This window comes from Helicobacter baculiformis (assembly GCF_900197685.1).
In the GTDB taxonomy this organism is placed as follows: Bacteria; Campylobacterota; Campylobacteria; order Campylobacterales; family Helicobacteraceae; genus Helicobacter; species Helicobacter baculiformis.
Genome location: NZ_FZMF01000013.1, coordinates 40,751 through 57,184, shown reverse-complemented (window position 1 = coordinate 57,184; position 16,434 = coordinate 40,751). Strand labels below are relative to the sequence as shown.

Below are 16,434 nucleotides of genomic sequence, written 5' to 3'. Positions count from 1 at the left end.
AATTTGCTATGAAAATCTAGGGTAATTGCGTTAATTGCTCAATGTGCATGCAATATGGAGTGAAGGAGGATTGAACGCGTGTTTTCAAGAGAGTTTTTAAGCAGTTTAGCTAGCATGGTGGTTAAGGAGAACTGATGAATCCCTATAGTACCCAATGCATTGACAAAGATGACATAGAGGCTGTTGTGCGCGCCTTACAGGGCGCGCACCTGGCACAAGGCCCCCTAGTAGAAGAGTTTGAACAGGCTATGGCGCACTATCTAGACGTTAAACATGTGGTTGCATGCAATAGCGCTACTTCCGCACTCTTGATAACCTATCAAGCTTTAGGACTTTCCATGCACAGTGCGATTACAACTCCTTTGAGCTTTGTTGCCACTACAAATATGCTTTTAGCATGCCAAGCCACACCCCTGTTTTGTGATATTGGAATCGATGGTAATTTAGACCCCGCTCTTTTAGAAGAAACCTATCGTAATTGTGCATACCCTGAGGACATCAGAGCAGTAGTGAGCGTTGATTATGGAGGGCGGAGTGTGCATATCGAAGCTATTAGAGAGTTTTGTGCACGCCATAAACTCCATTTTATTTCGGATAGTTCGCATGCGTTGGGGGGGAGTTACGGCGGACAAAAGATTGGAGGACTAGCAGATGCGACTATTTTTAGCCTGCATGCTATCAAACCAATGACCACAGCTGAGGGTGGGCTGGTCGCCACACAGAGTTCAGAACTTTATCATCGGCTTAAGCTTTTGCGCGCACATGGGATAGAAAGTCAAGGCTTTGATGTAGAAGTGGCTAACTATGGGTATAATTTTAGGATGAATGAATTGCAGGGCGCACTAGGCTTAAGCCAACTTCCCAAGCTTGATCGCTTCATTGCTGTGCGTGAAGAGATTGCGTGTTTCTATGATCGCGTGTTTGCTGATAATCCTTATTGCACACCTTTACATGCAAGCTTACCAGCCCATATTACTAGCTCCAATCATCTTTATCCCCTTTTACTTAATCCTACACTATGGGGACAAAAAGAAATACTTTTACAAGGTTTGCTAGAGGCACAAATTGGTGTGCAAGTGCACTACAAGCCTATCCATACCTTCAAACTTTATCAAGAGCGCCTAGGTGTCTTGCATCTACCAAAAGCTCAAGCATTCTATCAGGCTGAGCTCTCTTTACCATGCCACCAAAAAATGACTCTCGCTCTTGCTAAATACAGCGCGGACACATTCCTAGCAATGTGTGAGAAATTAGGAGCATAGTCTCCTCTCAAGTGCAATTTAAATTATCAATATTCCGAAAGTCTTTCATGCCTGTTGCGTGAAAGAACATGCAACGCACATTAGCTTGGTGTAAATGCCAAGTACTTAAGTCCTGGTTAAAACTCTGAGCATAGGCGAACATCTTATACATGTTGGTAACTTTTTTAGTATTCCAACTAGAGAGGGTTTGGTTAAAATTTTTAGCGTAAAAAAACATTTTTTGCATGTTTGTAACATGGCTAGTGTCCCATGTATTCAAAGGCTGATTAAAAGCAAAAGCTCCATAGAAGAGATAGGACATGTCTGTAACGCGACTAGTGTCCCAAGCTCCGATAGGTTGGTTGAAAGCAGTTGCGTATTTGAATGTCCCTTGCAAACTGGTAGCGCGACTAGGTTTCCAATCCCTAATATTGCCATTAAAGTGGTAGGTAAGACTGAACATATAATTCATGTCCTCAACATAACTTACATCCCATGCATTGAGATCTTGGTTAAAATCCTTACAAGCATAGAACATAAAACTTGTATTCTTAACGCGTTGCATCTCCCAAGTTTCCAAAGGTTGATTAAAGGAAGAGAAAGCAAACATGGCTTTCATGTTAGTAACACTGCTCGTGTCCCAATTATTTAGAGCAATCTGCAATTTTCTGCCCATAAACATCGCTTCCATATTCTTAACACGACTCACATCCCAAGTTTCAATTCCCTCCAAGTCTGTGCGTTCCTCTAAAGTGCTGCAACGACTATAGAGTTCCAAAATTTGGGCATACTCACTATCGCGTGATTTCCATAGCGCGCCATTTCTAATAGGAAGTTGCATAAGCCGCGCATAAGTAGCCTCTTTATTGCAAAACAAATAACTCATGTCTTCGATGAGTCCTGTATTGATGGTTTCTAACGCCACATTGGGGTCCTGCAAGAGGGCAATAAGTTCCTGCTTGTTCTTAGGATAGTGCAAAAAGGTTATCAGATTGGGAGGGGTAGCGCTGAGGGAATCGGGGATAGAGCGCTTGATAGAAGTGTCTAAAAACATACCTTGGGTATTTGCTTTCTTCAAGCCTTTCCATGTGCTAATATTTTGGTTGAAGCGCGTGGCTCTAGCAAACATGTAGCTAAAGTTTTGAGGAGGTTTGCGGAGACGATTCCACCGATTCCATCGATTCAAGGGTTGGTTAAAAACCTTAGCATGGTAAAACATGTAACTAAAATCCACTCCCTTAGAGGTGTTCCATGTATTCAAGGGCTGGTTAAAACTGATAGCATTAGCAAACATGTAACTAAAATCCACTCCCTTAGAGGTGTTCCATGTATTCAAGGGCTGGTTAAAACTGATAGCATTAGCAAACATATAGCTAAAGTTTTTTACATGAGACGTGTTCCACTGCTTTAAAGGGCAGTTGAAACGCACCTGATTCATGAACATGCCCTCCATGTTTTCTACATGGCTGACATCCCAAGTTTCAATCCCGGTAAAATCTTCGCGATAGGGTGTACAGATACCCTTTTTTTCCAAAGGATTCTGCAAACAAAATAGATAGCTCATATCTGTAATATGTTTGGTATCGATCTGAGAAAGTGCAATGTTGGGGTTTTTTAAAAGAGCTCTTAACTGGGCTTTATCCTTTGGGATAAACATGGCACGAGCGTCTAAGAAAGAAGCAAGTACCACCAAAAGAATCGAGAGAAGACCTACAGAAAAGTCCTTAAAGCGCAAAGCGAAAAACATGCACACCTCAAAGAGAGATAAGTTGGGCTTGCACAGCCACCAAATCATCAGGCGCAACCTTGCGGACGATAACATAGAATCACTTATAAAGCAATACCTACATAGGACAGACAGCGCGACTTATTTTATAAATTGTAAAAAATTGTAACAATTACAAACTTTACATTTAAAGATAAATATTTGTGTATTTATGGATATTTTTCCAAGATTACTATTTAACACATCTGAGATAGAAATCGTTCAGTGCAGGCGTTAGCTGACTATGGTACCTTTTATTTAAGTAGATTTTGGGGGGATTATGTTTAAAATCTAGTATGGGAAGGGTAAGCTGATATAACATAAATTTACCTATAAAGGAGTAAAATGCGTCGCAAATTTTCTGCCGTTCTTTCCTTGGCTTCTTTGATTGCCTTTTTGAATGCCACAGATGGGAATGGAATTTTTATCGGTGCTGGTTATCAACAGGGTAAGGCGCAACTTCGCATGCAGAGTGGAGGTAAGACTACGGAACTTACTACTCCTCTGAAAGGTTTTGGGGTGCAGTTGGGTTACCAGCTCTTTCCTAGCAAGTATTTTGGTGTGAAACTTTATGGTTTTTTTGACTATGCTCATGCGCAAGGGGTTGAATTTGCTGCGCGCAAAAATGCCACAGGCGATCCTATTGTATGTAAGGGTCCGACTCCTCCCCAAGTCCCGGTGCAAGGTGGCATGCCCCAGTGTCAGGTCAATGTGATGGGAATCTTACAACAGCTTGTAGGTGGCAATAAGCCCGTTGCACCCAATATGCTCACCTATGGCGGAGGCGCAGATCTCGTTTTTAATGTGATCAACAATCAGGCTATGGCACTAGGAGTTGTGGGAGGTGTCCAGTTTGCAGGCAACTCATGGATTTTGGCTACACCAGATTTTAACAATGTTGCCCTCACATATGTAGGATTGGATAAAAAAGCAACAGGGTTTCAATTCCTCTTCAATGTAGGTGGTCGCATACGCCTTCTTAAACACAGTAGCATCGAGGCGGGAATTAAGTTCCCCATGCTCAAAAAGAACCCTTTCTTGCAAACCAAGAACGATGGAAGTCTCTATATCCGTCGTCTTTATTCTTGGTATGTCAACTACACCTTTACCTTTTAGCGCGCGTAGGCGGGTTGAATCAAGGGGATATAGCTTCCCTTGAAATCGACTCTAATTAAAAGTTTGTAGTTCCCTTCTGCGGGAAGATTAAAAGGGTGCAAGTCGCACGCAATTTGTTTGGGGCTTTCTGCACACTGTGGTTTACTAAAAGGCTGAGAGGTTTCCTTGCCTTTAACGAGCAAAACCGATAACTCTAAAGGGGCTGCCTCAGGTCGGAGCTTTTTAATCAAGATACGCACTTGATTATCTTGTAGCTTGAGCCAAAGCATGGGAGTATTTTGATTGAGGTAATAAGGGAAAGGAGGGGTTAAGCTTTGGTTTTGACTAACCAAGACCAAGTGATAGTTTTGCAAAAATAAGCGATAATGTGCAAGCATGGTATTGATGTGCGCATCGGTATAGGTATGCTGTGTGAGGTAGGAGTCATCATTTTTTGGGGTATACCTGATAGCAACAATTACTAACGCGCCTACCAACACCACCCCTAGCAGAAGCACTGCCAAAATGCCTATAGGCCAGTAGTTTTTTTCTTTAGTGTCCATGTTTTCTTGCTCCAAAAAAATAGCCATAAAAAAAGAGCGCTAAGAGAGAACAAAGCAAAATATAAAGAGTAGTTTTGATTAAGTTATTATGGTTTTCTTCTTGAATATTATTCTCTAAATGCACATGGTATTTTTGTGCCACTGCATCTGCCATATAAGTATAACCATTGAGCAGGGCAAACGAGAAGCGAGCGTTATTTTCTTCCATGTTTTCCCCCCATTTCTTTGGTAGAAAAGGCGCAATACGCTCGAAGAAGATTTGATCTGCATCGAGCAAATTAGCAGGATCTGTCACAATAGCGATTTTTTGGGCTGTAAAGTAAGCAAAAAACGCCACAAAGGGCGCATCCAACTCTTTTAGGCGCGCTTGTTGGTAAGTCAAACGCTCCTGCCTATTATGCACATGCGCATCTACCACAAATAGCACGAAAGAAACCCCCGTCTTTTGCCTTAACTCTGTTGAAACGCGCTCCACTAACTCTACACTTTTAGGCACAAAATGCAATGCTACATTGCTACGCACAAAACCTTGCTGAGCTGTCAACAACCCAAAAAAACACAAGAGCACAAGCTTTAGCATGCGCTCCACTACAAGCATCAAACGGCGAATAAGAAGCTAGGTTTAATAAAATAAAGCACCACGGTGATCACGAATAAAAGAATCAAAAACAAGCCTAATAACTTTTCCATACCTGTAAACATCGTTATTCCTTAGACTGATAAAATTGGCGGTTTTTCTCAAACATCTCAATCTTGCCTGCATCCAGTTGATAGTAATGTGTGGCTTCTCTCTGCTGGATTTGAACTGCCTTGAAGCCAAAAAAGCCTACAAAAACTAGGAGTACAGCAACCACGATCAAGCAACCCAATAAACCATTCAAACCAAATAAACCATTCATCACTCTTCTCCCTGTAAAGACTGAATGTAGTGCGCAAGCGCTTGCACTTGAATATCATTGAAATGTCTGTAGGCAAAACTAGGCATTTCTCCAATGTGCCCTTTTTTACCTTTATCAAGAATCTCTTTTAAGAACACCTGCGTGCCATAATGGCTTAAATCTGCTGCCATGCCCCCTTGCCCCTTGCCATCAGCTCCATGACAGCTTGCGCACATGTTAGCAAAGATAGTCTCACCCTTTTGTACGAGCTGAGGGTTATTTGTGTGCTTAAGATCTGAGATCTTTCCCATCACGAAACTCGCCACTGCTTTAGCATCTTCTGGACTCATCTCAATAGGAGGCATCTCTACAGCTTGGTAGCCTAAACCTACAGAGCCCTGTTTAATCGTTTCAACGACCCCCGCCTCTTTACCCCAAGTTACTAAATTACGCGCCGTGTTATCCAAGCCAGTGGCCTCCAGCCCATGACATTGCGAACATTGCACTAAAAAGATCCCCTGCCCCATCTGTTCTAAATCCTTAGCACTCAAGTTTTTCCAGTGTGCCTCAAATTTTTGGTTATATTTGGCAACCTCTTTGTTATACTCTCCGATCTGGGAGTAATTAAAAAGAGGGTAACCAAAAAAGATATACCAAACACCCCATGTAATGATAGCTAAGAAACCGATGATCCACCCTGTGGGGATGTTATTTAAAAACTCGCCAATTCCATCGAATTGATGTCCATTATTATACAGAGTGCCCCCGCTAGTCTTTTCACGCATCGCCTTGAATAAAGACGAGCTCATGCTCAAGGTAACCACTAAGATCACCAAAGCCGCCCCTAGTGCAAACAAATTGATATGATCTTTTAAGATGTCCATTTAGCCTCTTTTATGTGAAGATAGGGGTGGGCGCGGTTCAATGAGCGCGTCATGAAGTTCATCTTGAAGAGCCAATTGACTATAGCGTTCGTAATTAGTAATGCCCTTTTTATCCTTAACATACATGCTTACAATATAGGCATAGAGAAAGAGGGTAAAAAGAATCGTAAAAAACACATAGGCAAACCCTCTAAGTGTATCCAAATCCATCACTTCTTCTCCTCAGAGGTATTGGTTACCAAATTCACATGAGCGACTCTAGACTGCCCCAAGCTATTAAGGTAGGCAATCAAAGCAACAATCTCTTTAACATGTCCAGCTTTGAGCGCCTCTGCAATTTGAGGATTCTGCATGTTCTCCACAATTGCTTTCGCCTCTTGCAAGAAGAGTTGTTTGGCTTCTTTGGCACTGCCAAGCTTTACGCCGTTAGAAACATCGTAAGGCACACCAAAGATCTTTTTCTCAGTATAGGCTTCCGCGTAGGCAGTATCAAAATCACTATCTTTGGTAAACAAATGTTTATAAGCAGGCATAATACTTCCGGGTACGACACTAGTAGGGTCTAACATATGTTTTTCATGCCAAGCTGTGGTGCGTACATCTCCCACACGATGTAAGTCAGGACCAATGCGCCGTGAGCCCCATAGGAAAGGGCGATCATAAGCGTACTCACCACTCAAGCTATAGGCCCCATAACGTTGCACTTCTGCTTGAAAGGGGCGGATCAGTTGGGAATGGCAGTTATAACATCCTTCCTTGATATAAACCTGTCGTCCAGCTGTTTCCAAAATGCTGTAGGGCTTGAGTCCCTCGATAGGCCTTGCAGATTTAAAGAAGTTGGGCAAAATCTCCACAATCCCTGCGATGGCAAAAGCAACAACAAAAGCTAAAGTAAAAAAGAAAGGGTTTTTCTCCAAAAAGCTAAACATGTGGACTCCTTATCTCATACCCATAGGTGTAGCATAAGCGGGCTCTTTTTCCAACACGCGCCCCTTTTGAATCGTCATGAGCACATTATAAAGGAAGATGAAGAATCCGATAAGGTACAAGCTACCCCCGATACCCCTGATTACATAGTAAGGAATCAACACGCGCACAGTGTCAATGAATTGATAGACGAGGTTGCCATATTGATCCACATCGCGCCACATCATACCCTGAGTAATGCCTGCTACCCACATTGAAGAGAAGTAAAGCACGATACCCAAAGTCATTAACCAAAACTGTACATCCATAAGTTTAGCAGAATAAATTTCTCTTTTGAAAACGCGAGGCACCATATGATAGATAGCAGCAATGAGCGAGAAGCCCACCCAGCCCAACACACCATCATGCACATGCCCAATGATCCAGTCGGTAAAATGTGCGAGCGCATTGACAGAACGGATTGCTTGGATAGAGCCCTCCAAAGTAGAAAGCATATAGAAAGTGCTTGCCAATACCAAAAACTTGATCAAGGGCGACTCTTTGAGTTGATGCCATTGCCCTCTAAGGGTGAGCAACATGTTGATTGCTGTACCCCATGAAGGCAAAATTAGAATGACGGAGAAAACAGAAGAGAGAGTTTGTACCCAATCAGGCACAGTAGAGTAGATCAAGTGGTGTCCGCCCGCCCAAATGTAAACAAACATTAAACTCCAAAAGGAGAAGAGGGTCAATTTATAAGAGAAGATAGGTTGTCCGCTCTCTTTAGGAAGAAAGTAATAGATTGTGCCAATCACCCCACTCGTAAAAACAAACGCCACCGCATTATGTCCCCACCACCATTGTACCAATGCATCGTTGCTTCCCGAATAAAGAGAAATAGAATGCCACAAACTACCCATATTGGCTACAAAGTAAGTTGGGATAGAGAGATTGTTAAAAATATAGAGCACAGCAATGCCTACATAAGTGGCGATGTAATACCACAGGGAAACATAGATTGTATTCTCGCGCCTGACCCCCATGCTTCCAAACATACTCACTCCCCAAAGCACCCACACCAGTACTACCAAGATATCGATGGGCCACGCGAGTTCAGCATACTCCTTACTTTGAGTCTCCCCTGCAAATAAACTCAAAACGCCCGCCACTAAAGCAATAATCCAAAGCCAAAAATGCAGATATCCGACCACTTTTAAAAAAGGGTGATCGTGGTAGGTAATTTTTAAGACTCTTTGTCCAATATAATACCAACTTGCCCAAATACCTCCCAAAGTAAATCCGTAGATCACTCCATTTGTATGTAAAGGACGCAATCGCCCAAAGATGCTATATTCTCCAGCGATGTAGTTGAGCTGGGGGAATGCTAGCTGAAAAGCCAACAACACACCAATCACCATACCAATCACTCCAAAAACCATCATGGCAATGATGAATAGGCGCGCAATCGAATAATCGTATTCCGCAACCTCCCCTCTAGCGACCCCAACAGACTTGGCGTAACTCTGCTGCATGCCTATGTCCATGCACACTCCTCGATCTGATTTAAAAGACTAAAGTATAGCACAAGATTGTGTAGATAGTGTAAGCGTTCGCACTATGCCTATCAAAATAGCGCCTTGACTTGTGTAATAATTTTGTCATCCACAGCTAAATCCAAATAATTAAAATGAGAGCCACTTTGTTGTGTGCCTTGTAGTAAATCCCCGGAATTGCGGTATTTTAGGTCTAGATTAGCAATCTCAAAGCCATCTAAAGTTTCACTAAATTCTTGGAGTCTAGGGTTATTGATATGGTGTGTAAATAAAAAACAATAGCCCTTGCCTCCTAAACGCGCGACTCTACCTCTGAGTTGGTGTAGGGTGGCTAACCCCAAGCGTTCTGCCCCTACAATCACAATGCTAGAGAGTTTGGGAAGACTAATTCCCACCTCGATAAGTGTTGTGGCCAATAAAATATTCCCCTTTTGAGCAAACTCTTCTAAAATTTCTTCTTTGTTGGCATCTTTGCCACTAGTGACATACACGCCTTCGAAATGCTTCTGCCAATAAAGTGCGCCTTGTTTAAGGGGCATGTAATCTGCACGCACACTCTCTTCTACAAGAGGGTAAATGATAGCGACTTGTTTATTCTGCATGATTTGAGTATGAATATGACTCAAAAGTGCGTTAAAGTGGGCTTTGTTGATGAGTTGTGTGGTGATATTTTTGTGGTAAGGCTTGTCTTTGATAAGGGTAGTTTTAACAAATTTAGCCGTCATCATTGCCAAAGTTCTAGGAATGGGGGTAGCAGAAAATTGCAAATAGTGAGGTTTGCGTACAGAACCATCGACAAAGCCCGTATGGGCGCGTTGCTCTAGAAGATAGCGTTGTTTTGTTCCAAAGCGGTGTTGCTCGTCGCTGAGTACCAAAGCCACTTCAGACATGTCTAAAGGCACATATAATAGAGTTGTTGTGCCGATAATGAAAGTTGCCTCTTGTAGAGATTGCAACGCTTTTTTAGAGGTGTAGCCCCCCAACAATAACGCCACCTTGATAGAACGAGGAAGGAATTTGCACGCCTCTTCATAAAGCTGTTTAGCTAAAACGCTTGTGGGTGCCATCAAGAGGCTTTTGTAGGGGGCAACCAAGGCAACACTAGCTAAAATCACCATTGTTTTTCCACAACCCACATCTCCCATCACAAGTCTTTTGCTCGCCATCGCTCCCTGCATGTCTTGTTGGATACTTGCAATAGCATGCTGTTGGTCAGGCGTGAGGGTAAAGGGGAGGGCTTGGATAAACTCTTGGAGGGCTTTTGTATTTGTATGACCAGCGAATTTACTTTTAAAATCCCATTTTTTAGTACTCAAAGAAAGCATGTATGCCCATGCTTCGATAAATTTTAGGGATTCTAAATACTTGCCAAAAAAACCCTTATGGGTGTTGAAAGCGCGTACAAATTCTGAAGTTGGGTGAAAAATACAATTCAAATTTGTCCGTACTTCTGAGGGTACATGTGCCAAGGCGAGCTTGGCAAGGTTGGCGGGACTTAGGACATGGTTTGCATAGTCTGGATAGTTTTTAAAATCTTTTTGTGCTTTAAAGGCACGGGTATGTTTGGCTTCCTTTTTAAAATGCATGGCAATGCTATTGGGGGTTGTGATGATAGTAGGGTGGACTATTTGTAGAGTATGAGAGTGGGGATTAGCACGTAATCTTCCATAAACAAAATAGTGCTTTTGAGAAAAAGTCTTAATCTGGTAGGCAGAATAGTTAAAATGAATCAATTCTATTTCACGCTTGAAAGCTAAGGCTAAAACCCTTATTTTAAGTGTTTTAGTCGCACTCACACCTAAACACTGCACCTCTAAACAACCTTGTTGTCCGACTTCTAGAGTTTCCAACAAGGTATAAGCCACATAGTCTTTAGGAGGATTTAGCAAGAGCTCTAAAAAATCCATCAAAGGCAACCCAAGATTTAATTTTGCGTCTAGCGTATTTATATCAATCACTGTGCACCTAAAGTAAATCCCCACCCACTAAAAGGCGGTTTCGTAAACTTGCAACAATCCATACCTCAGCCATCTCGAGCATAAGTATACTTGGTTACAGCTCGCTCCGTAAGTCTCCTAGCTTTAGCTATAGGAGCTATAGGGATATAAAGCGTTTTTTGTGTTGCAATATCTGCCACAGAGTCAAGGAATCGACTTTTGGAGGAGAGATTGTAAGAATCACCTAGTAGGCAAGCCTTGTTGATCCCAAAATCCTCTAGCTTTAGCTGTGGAGAGTATGACAAGGAAAAATAAGACCCATCTATCATACAAGAGCTAGATTCCTGTTTGATGATAGAGCGTTCTAACAGGGGGCCACAAAACCTGACTCTGATAGCTTCTCTGAACTTGGACAATTTCACCCGATTAGCTTCCAGTTTTAGTTCTAAGTCCGGTAGGCTATCACAAAATTACTTAGAACGCTTGTTGGATTTGGAACTAGAAAATGTGTTTGTTTTAGTGGGTGGGATGAATGCTGCTAATTCGTGGTATACCTCCATATATTCGTATCTGGCACAGGGAAAGTAGGAGAGGTGTTGAAAAAGTTGCGTCTAAGAAGACTTTTATAAATCTCGATATAAACCTCCATCTTAACTTACAAGGAGACATGTTTTTCTTGTAATTTGCACAACGATACACAAATTTAGCATACTTGTCTTTTTCTACCAAGATTTCTTCCTAAGCCAAAATATGCTAAAACCCTCATCTAATTACATCTACAAGGCATGGCATGAACGCGCATTTAACCCAATTGATAGAGATTTCGCGCCTAGATAAAGACATTGAAGCCCTAGAACCCTTGATTCAAGCTAAGCGCGTGGATTTAGATAAGGCATTAGCCACCAAACACAAGCAGCAGTCCGAGTACAGCGCGCTAGAAGAAGAAAAAGCGGCGTTGAAATTGCAAATTGCCAAGAACGAACAGACCTTACATGAAATCAATGCCAAAGTGGACAGCATTCAAAAAAAGATTGCTCAAATTAAATCTGAGCGCGAATTGCGATCACTAAGTATTGAAGAGGACATTACTAAAGAACGCGCTAACCAAGCTAACAAGGAGATTGAGCAACTAGAAAATGAGATCACTCATAAAAGTAAGCTTCAAGATTCATTGAAAGAAGCTTTAGAAAGTCTCGAGGCTCAAATTAATGCTCTAGAAGAACAGGTTGAAAAGGACACCGCAGAGATCAAGCAACGCCAACAGGAGATTTTCCAGCAAAAGCAAACCCTCACCCTCAACATGGATCGCAAACTCATCGCCTTTTACGAACGCATTAGGCGTTGGGCGGGCAATACCTGTGTGGTGAGTGTGCGCAGGCAGGCGTGCGGGGGGTGCTTTATCCGCATTAATGACAAGACTTATACGGAGATTTTGGGCAGTCAAGACATTTTGACCTGCCCGCATTGTGGGCGCATTCTCTATGTAGAAACCCAACCCCAATCCACAAGCGAGATCTAATTTTTTATCGCGTCTATATTGCTGTGCTTGCACTAGCACACCTATTAGCTCTGCCCTTAATCGCCCTGTGGCGTTTCAAACCCAAATACCGCCACTCTTTGGGGGCGCGTTTTTTTGCTAAGGGGCATGCCTTGAGCTTTAAACCCACATTGTGGTTTCATGCCTGCTCCTTTGGCGAAGTCAAATCCCTAGAACCCTTGCTAGCCCTTTTCCCCAATACCCCTATCTTGCTCACCACCACCACCCAAACCGGCTACACGCTTGCTTATAACACCTATGCCCATAACGCCTATGTACAGGTGCGCTACTTACTCTTTGAAACTTTGCTTTGGCTATGGCGCAAGGATTTAGATCAGTTGCAATCCTTAGTGGTTACAGAAGCCGAATTGTGGCTAGGGGTCTTTGTTTTGGGTAAAAAAATGGGGGCGCAAACCTTGTTGATCAACGCGCGCATCTCTAAGCGTTCTTACCCGCGTTACCACCGCTTTAAAGCGTTTTATGCTTACCTGTTTTCTAAGGTGGATCGCATCTACGCCCAAAGCATGCTAGATTTAGAAAGGCTGTATGCCTTAGGGGCGCGAACAGGGGCGATCTTCCCCAATCTCAAGCTGTTCAACCCCCCCAAGCACACCAACCACTACCCAAAACCCCCTAAAACTTTGATTCTAGGGGCTAGCACCCACCCGGGCGAAGAAGTTTTGATCTTAGAAGCGTTTCTAGCTCTTCAAAGCGATGCGTTTCTCTGCCTTGCCCCGCGCCACCCCGAACGCTTTGCAGAAGTGCAGAAAATGCTGATCCAAAAAGGACTTATTTTTGATGTCTTTTCAGAGGGGCTCACATGGCGTCATCAAGTTACCTTGATTGACGCGCTAGGGGTGCTCAATGACTTTTATGCCATCGCCGACATTGTGATCTTGGGAGGGGCTTTTGCCCCCATAGGAGGGCATAACCCCCTAGAACCTGCCTTTTTTGGGGCTAAACTCATCAGTGGCATGCATATTTTCAATCAAGAAGCCTTGTTTAGCTGTGTGCAAAATTATGTCTTGGTAGAACCCTATCAATTAAGCCAAGCTTTAGCCCAAGCCCAAAACATCCTGCCTAGCTCTATTGAATATGGCGATCACCGCCTAGAAACATTAGCCCAAATGATATGCAAAAAGCCTATAAACTCTTAAGTGTGCAATTGGGTATCTCGCACAACCAAGCCAAAAGCTTGATTGATTTGGGCAGAGTGCGCGTACACAACAAACCCGTAAAATTGGCTAGAACTCTGCTCCCTCTCACAACGCGTTTTGAGGTGCTAGAAAGTGTGGAGTCTAGCGTTCTCTATCAAGATGACACACTCTTAGCCATTTGCAAGAGCTCGGGAGTGGATAGCTATAGAGTACAAGATACGCATGCGCCCTACCAACTCTTGCACCGCCTAGACAAGCCCACAAGCGGGGTTCTCTTGCTAGCTTGTGATCCCTTTTATACCCGCGCGCTATTGGCTTTCAAACAAAGAGGAGTTTATAAGGAGTATTGCGCGTTGGTGGAGGGCATAGTGCGCGGAGTACAGACCTTGCGCATGCCCTTAAGGGTGCAAAAAAGCCATGCGCATGCGCATAAGGGTTTTGTCAAAAGTCTCTGTGATCCTAGGGGCAAAGAGGCGATCACGCACATCACCCCCCTAAAGCATTACCCCCGCCACACCCTTTTAAAAGTGGTGCTTGAAACCGGGGTAACCCATCAAATCCGCGCGCACCTAAGCGCGATCAAGCACCCCATTGTGGGGGATACCCTCTATGGAGCAAAGCCCAGTGCGCATCTCTTTTTGCATGCTAAACGCGTGCAGATTTTGGGCTATGACCTACAAGCCCCCACCCCCCCCTATTTTGACCTAGGAGATGGTTTTTGAGTTTTTGGAATGAAATTTATAGCCATTTTAGCCCCATTGCCTTTTCTCTCTTTGGCTTGAATGTACATTGGTATGGGTTGGCTTATGTGAGCGCGCTGCTCATCGCCTTTTTTGTCGCGCTCAGGGCGATCAAATGCGATCCGCAGCGTTTCCCCATCACTAGGGCGCATTTTGAAAGCTATTTTCTCTATGTGGAGTTGGGCGTGATCTTGGGCGCGCGCTTGGGCTATATCCTCATCTACGATCCCAACACCCTTTACTATCTCAAAGCCCCATGGCAGATTTTCAACCCCTTTTACAATGGCGAATTTGTGGGCATTAGAGGGATGAGCTACCATGGCGGGCTGGTGGGTTTTTTGATCGCCTCTGTACTCTTTAGCGTGGTCAAAAAGCAAAACTTTTTAATTTATTTGGACTTGATTGCGATCTCTTTGCCCTTGGGGTATGTCTTTGGGCGGATAGGCAATTTCTTAAACCAAGAATTAGTAGGGCGCATAGTGCCTAGTGGCGATGTGTGGGGGCATAAAATTGGCATTATGGTCAATGGGGTTTTGCGCTACCCTAGCCAACTCATTGAGGCGTTTTTAGAGGGGCTGGTGCTGTTTGTGGTGGTGTTGGTGGCTAAAAAGTTTGTGCGCGCTCCGGGCATGCTCATGGTGGTTTATGGTTTGGGGTATGCGTGCGCGCGCTTTGTTTGCGAATACTGGAGAGAGGCAGATGTGCAACTAGGGTATTATTTTTGGCACTTGAGCATGGGGCAGATTTTAAGCTTGGTGATGGTGGGGGTTTCTCTAGGTCTGTGGGGCTATATTGCCAAGCGCGGATTAAAAAAGTTTAGCTAGAATGCGTGCATGGGAAGTTTAAGCAGATTCTTAGCCCTTTGTGTGTGTGTGGTGGGCTTGCATGCCGAGAAGATTGAAGACATCGCCAATATCGTGGGCGTGCGCGATAACCAGTTAGTGGGCTATGGGTTGGTGATTGGACTCAATGGCACGGGGGATAAGTCTGGCTCTAAATTCACCATGCAATCCATTGCCAACATGCTAGAAAGCGTGAATGTGAAAGTCTCCCCCCAAGACATCAAGTCTAAGAATGTCGCCGCCGTGATGATCACCGCTAGCCTGCCCTCTTTTGCACGGCAGGGCGATAAGATTGATGTACAAATCTCCTCCATTGGGGATGCCAAATCCATCGATCATGGGGTGTTGGTGATGACCCCCTTAAGCGCCATTGATGGGAATATTTACGCCATCGCCCAGGGGAGCGTGAGTTTGGGCAATTCGGCTAATCTACTCTCAGGGACGATCATCAATGGCGCGACCATTGAGCGCGAGGTCAGTTACGATCTCTTTCATAAAAATGGCATGACCTTGAGTCTTAAAAAGCCCAATTTCAAAAACGCGATCAAGATTCAAGAGGCTTTGAATCGCGCTTTTAAAGGCGCGGTCGCCTTAGCCATTGACCCCAAAACCATCAAGCTCAAAAAACCGGATAATTTAACTATGGTAGAGTTTTTGGCGTTGATTCAAGAAGTCAATATTGATTACAGCCATGCCAATAAGATTATCATTGATGAAAAATCAGGCACTGTGGTGGCGGGGGTGGATATTGTGGTGCACCCGGTGGTGGTTACTAGCGGAGATGTAACTATCAAGATCACAAAGGAGCTCTTAGAACCCAAGAAGGGCAAGGCAAAAAAGGATATTCAAAAGCTGGACGCACAAACCATGTTTGACACCAAAGAGAATGTTTTGAGCTCACAGAAAGCGACTATTGCCAGCGTGGTTAAGGCGTTGCAAAAAATCGGGGTGAGTCCTAAGGGCATCGTCTCTATCCTAGAGGCGATGAAAAAGGGGGGAGCGATCAGCGCAGAAATGGAGGTCATATGATCAAGAATAATTTAGACATCTACAACCAGTATTTAGCCAATAAACTCGATGCCAAGAGTCTTAAGGGCGATGATGCCAAGCTCAAAGAACAGACTAATGCCTTTGAATCCTTGCTCTTGAAATTCATGCTAGACACCGCGCTCAAACTAGACAACCCGCTCTACCCTAAACAACCCGGGAGCGAGATTTACCAATCCATGTTCAAAGAATCGCTCTCAGATCAGCTCAGTGGGCATTTTGGCTATAGCGAGCTCTTGTTCAACTTTCTGAAAGCCCAAGAGGAAGCCAAGAAACAAGGTTAGGGATC

At 43.8% G+C, this 16,434-nt stretch carries 17 protein-coding genes; 8 read left to right on the top strand and 9 right to left on the bottom strand.

The features are described from left to right. Nucleotides 1-134 precede the first annotated feature (134 nt). The gene (locus C6G87_RS02605; RefSeq protein WP_104751984.1) at nt 135-1,262 is read left to right on the top strand and encodes a DegT/DnrJ/EryC1/StrS family aminotransferase; all 1,128 of its coding nucleotides are present in this window, start codon (nt 135-137) and stop codon (nt 1,260-1,262) included. 7 nt (nt 1,263-1,269) lie between these two features. On the opposite strand, the gene C6G87_RS02600 is transcribed toward C6G87_RS02605, so the two are convergent. Then, the gene (locus C6G87_RS02600) at nt 1,270-3,036 is read right to left on the bottom strand and encodes a BspA family leucine-rich repeat surface protein (RefSeq protein WP_233708969.1); all 1,767 of its coding nucleotides are present in this window, start codon (nt 3,034-3,036) and stop codon (nt 1,270-1,272) included. A gap of 315 nt (nt 3,037-3,351) precedes the next feature. Between C6G87_RS02600 and C6G87_RS02595 the strand changes: the two genes are divergently transcribed. After that, complete coding sequence (locus C6G87_RS02595; RefSeq protein WP_104751983.1) at nt 3,352-4,122, top strand: outer membrane protein; 771 nt, start codon at nt 3,352-3,354, stop codon at nt 4,120-4,122. Here the strand turns inward: C6G87_RS02595 and C6G87_RS02590 are convergent. The 8 genes from C6G87_RS02590 to recG form a co-directional block, all read right to left on the bottom strand. Then, a complete protein-coding gene (locus C6G87_RS02590; protein WP_104752062.1) occupies nt 4,119-4,664 on the bottom strand; it encodes a hypothetical protein in 546 nt (181 codons plus the stop codon). The genes C6G87_RS02595 and C6G87_RS02590 overlap by 4 nt on opposite strands. Further along, nucleotides 4,654-5,244, bottom strand: a complete 591-nt coding sequence (locus C6G87_RS02585; RefSeq protein ID WP_199767609.1) for a hypothetical protein — start codon at nt 5,242-5,244, stop codon at nt 4,654-4,656. Before C6G87_RS02585 ends, C6G87_RS02590 begins: the two co-directional genes overlap by 11 nt. 124 nt (nt 5,245-5,368) lie before the next feature. Continuing rightward, a complete protein-coding gene (locus tag C6G87_RS02580; RefSeq protein WP_104752061.1) occupies nt 5,369-5,563 on the bottom strand; it encodes a DUF4006 family protein in 195 nt (64 codons plus the stop codon). Further along, nucleotides 5,563-6,426, bottom strand: a complete 864-nt coding sequence (gene ccoP / locus C6G87_RS02575) for a cytochrome-c oxidase, cbb3-type subunit III (RefSeq protein ID WP_104751982.1) — start codon at nt 6,424-6,426, stop codon at nt 5,563-5,565. Before ccoP ends, C6G87_RS02580 begins: the two co-directional genes overlap by 1 nt. Further along, the gene (locus C6G87_RS02570; protein WP_104751981.1) at nt 6,427-6,636 is read right to left on the bottom strand and encodes a cytochrome c oxidase, cbb3-type, CcoQ subunit; all 210 of its coding nucleotides are present in this window, start codon (nt 6,634-6,636) and stop codon (nt 6,427-6,429) included. Next, entirely contained in the window at nt 6,636-7,355 is a 720-nt protein-coding gene (gene ccoO / locus C6G87_RS02565) for a cytochrome-c oxidase, cbb3-type subunit II (protein WP_104751980.1), read from the bottom strand. Before ccoO ends, C6G87_RS02570 begins: the two co-directional genes overlap by 1 nt. Nucleotides 7,356-7,364: 9 nt before the next feature. Next, nucleotides 7,365-8,864 carry a cytochrome-c oxidase, cbb3-type subunit I gene (ccoN, locus tag C6G87_RS02560; RefSeq protein WP_104752060.1) on the bottom strand — a complete coding sequence of 500 codons (1,500 nt, stop codon included), beginning with the start codon at nt 8,862-8,864 and terminating at the stop codon, nt 7,365-7,367. A 92-nt stretch (nt 8,865-8,956) separates the two neighbouring features. After that, a complete protein-coding gene (gene recG, locus C6G87_RS02555; RefSeq protein WP_382262384.1) occupies nt 8,957-10,843 on the bottom strand; it encodes an ATP-dependent DNA helicase RecG in 1,887 nt (628 codons plus the stop codon). A gap of 769 nt (nt 10,844-11,612) precedes the next feature. Between recG and C6G87_RS02550 the strand changes: the two genes are divergently transcribed. The 6 genes from C6G87_RS02550 to C6G87_RS02525 are packed head-to-tail and all read left to right on the top strand — an operon-like array spanning nt 11,613 to nt 16,429. Continuing rightward, nucleotides 11,613-12,341, top strand: a complete 729-nt coding sequence (locus tag C6G87_RS02550; protein ID WP_104751979.1) for a zinc ribbon domain-containing protein — start codon at nt 11,613-11,615, stop codon at nt 12,339-12,341. Beyond that, complete coding sequence (gene waaA / locus C6G87_RS02545) at nt 12,341-13,516, top strand: lipid IV(A) 3-deoxy-D-manno-octulosonic acid transferase (RefSeq protein ID WP_382262421.1); 1,176 nt, start codon at nt 12,341-12,343, stop codon at nt 13,514-13,516. Before C6G87_RS02550 ends, waaA begins: the two co-directional genes overlap by 1 nt. Continuing rightward, nucleotides 13,492-14,238: an RluA family pseudouridine synthase gene (locus C6G87_RS02540; protein ID WP_104751977.1), complete on the top strand. Its 747-nt coding sequence runs from the start codon at nt 13,492-13,494 to the stop codon at nt 14,236-14,238. Before waaA ends, C6G87_RS02540 begins: the two co-directional genes overlap by 25 nt. After that, complete coding sequence (gene lgt, locus C6G87_RS02535) at nt 14,235-15,080, top strand: prolipoprotein diacylglyceryl transferase (RefSeq protein ID WP_104751976.1); 846 nt, start codon at nt 14,235-14,237, stop codon at nt 15,078-15,080. Before C6G87_RS02540 ends, lgt begins: the two co-directional genes overlap by 4 nt. A gap of 9 nt (nt 15,081-15,089) precedes the next feature. Further along, the gene (locus C6G87_RS02530) at nt 15,090-16,127 is read left to right on the top strand and encodes a flagellar basal body P-ring protein FlgI (protein ID WP_104751975.1); all 1,038 of its coding nucleotides are present in this window, start codon (nt 15,090-15,092) and stop codon (nt 16,125-16,127) included. Next, nucleotides 16,124-16,429: a hypothetical protein gene (locus C6G87_RS02525; protein ID WP_104751974.1), complete on the top strand. Its 306-nt coding sequence runs from the start codon at nt 16,124-16,126 to the stop codon at nt 16,427-16,429. The genes C6G87_RS02530 and C6G87_RS02525 overlap by 4 nt, the downstream gene beginning before the upstream one ends. Nucleotides 16,430-16,434: the final 5 nt, after the last annotated feature.

Excerpts from the sequence above, each read along its gene's own strand:
- C6G87_RS02605 (WP_104751984.1), top strand. The coding sequence starts at position 135 with ATGAATCCCTATAGTACCCAATGCATTGACAAAGATGACATAGAGGCT.
- C6G87_RS02600 (WP_233708969.1), bottom strand. The coding sequence starts at position 3,036 with ATGATTTGGTGGCTGTGCAAGCCCAACTTATCTCTCTTTGAGGTGTGC.
- C6G87_RS02595 (WP_104751983.1), top strand. The coding sequence starts at position 3,352 with ATGCGTCGCAAATTTTCTGCCGTTCTTTCCTTGGCTTCTTTGATTGCC.
- C6G87_RS02590 (WP_104752062.1), bottom strand. The coding sequence starts at position 4,664 with ATGGACACTAAAGAAAAAAACTACTGGCCTATAGGCATTTTGGCAGTG.
- C6G87_RS02585 (WP_199767609.1), bottom strand. The coding sequence starts at position 5,244 with ATGCTAAAGCTTGTGCTCTTGTGTTTTTTTGGGTTGTTGACAGCTCAG.
- C6G87_RS02580 (WP_104752061.1), bottom strand. The coding sequence starts at position 5,563 with ATGAATGGTTTATTTGGTTTGAATGGTTTATTGGGTTGCTTGATCGTG.
- ccoP (WP_104751982.1), bottom strand. The coding sequence starts at position 6,426 with ATGGACATCTTAAAAGATCATATCAATTTGTTTGCACTAGGGGCGGCT.
- C6G87_RS02570 (WP_104751981.1), bottom strand. The coding sequence starts at position 6,636 with ATGGATTTGGATACACTTAGAGGGTTTGCCTATGTGTTTTTTACGATT.
- ccoO (WP_104751980.1), bottom strand. The coding sequence starts at position 7,355 with ATGTTTAGCTTTTTGGAGAAAAACCCTTTCTTTTTTACTTTAGCTTTT.
- ccoN (WP_104752060.1), bottom strand. The coding sequence starts at position 8,864 with ATGCAGCAGAGTTACGCCAAGTCTGTTGGGGTCGCTAGAGGGGAGGTT.
- C6G87_RS02550 (WP_104751979.1), top strand. The coding sequence starts at position 11,613 with ATGAACGCGCATTTAACCCAATTGATAGAGATTTCGCGCCTAGATAAA.
- C6G87_RS02540 (WP_104751977.1), top strand. The coding sequence starts at position 13,492 with ATGCAAAAAGCCTATAAACTCTTAAGTGTGCAATTGGGTATCTCGCAC.
- C6G87_RS02530 (WP_104751975.1), top strand. The coding sequence starts at position 15,090 with ATGGGAAGTTTAAGCAGATTCTTAGCCCTTTGTGTGTGTGTGGTGGGC.
- C6G87_RS02525 (WP_104751974.1), top strand. The coding sequence starts at position 16,124 with ATGATCAAGAATAATTTAGACATCTACAACCAGTATTTAGCCAATAAA.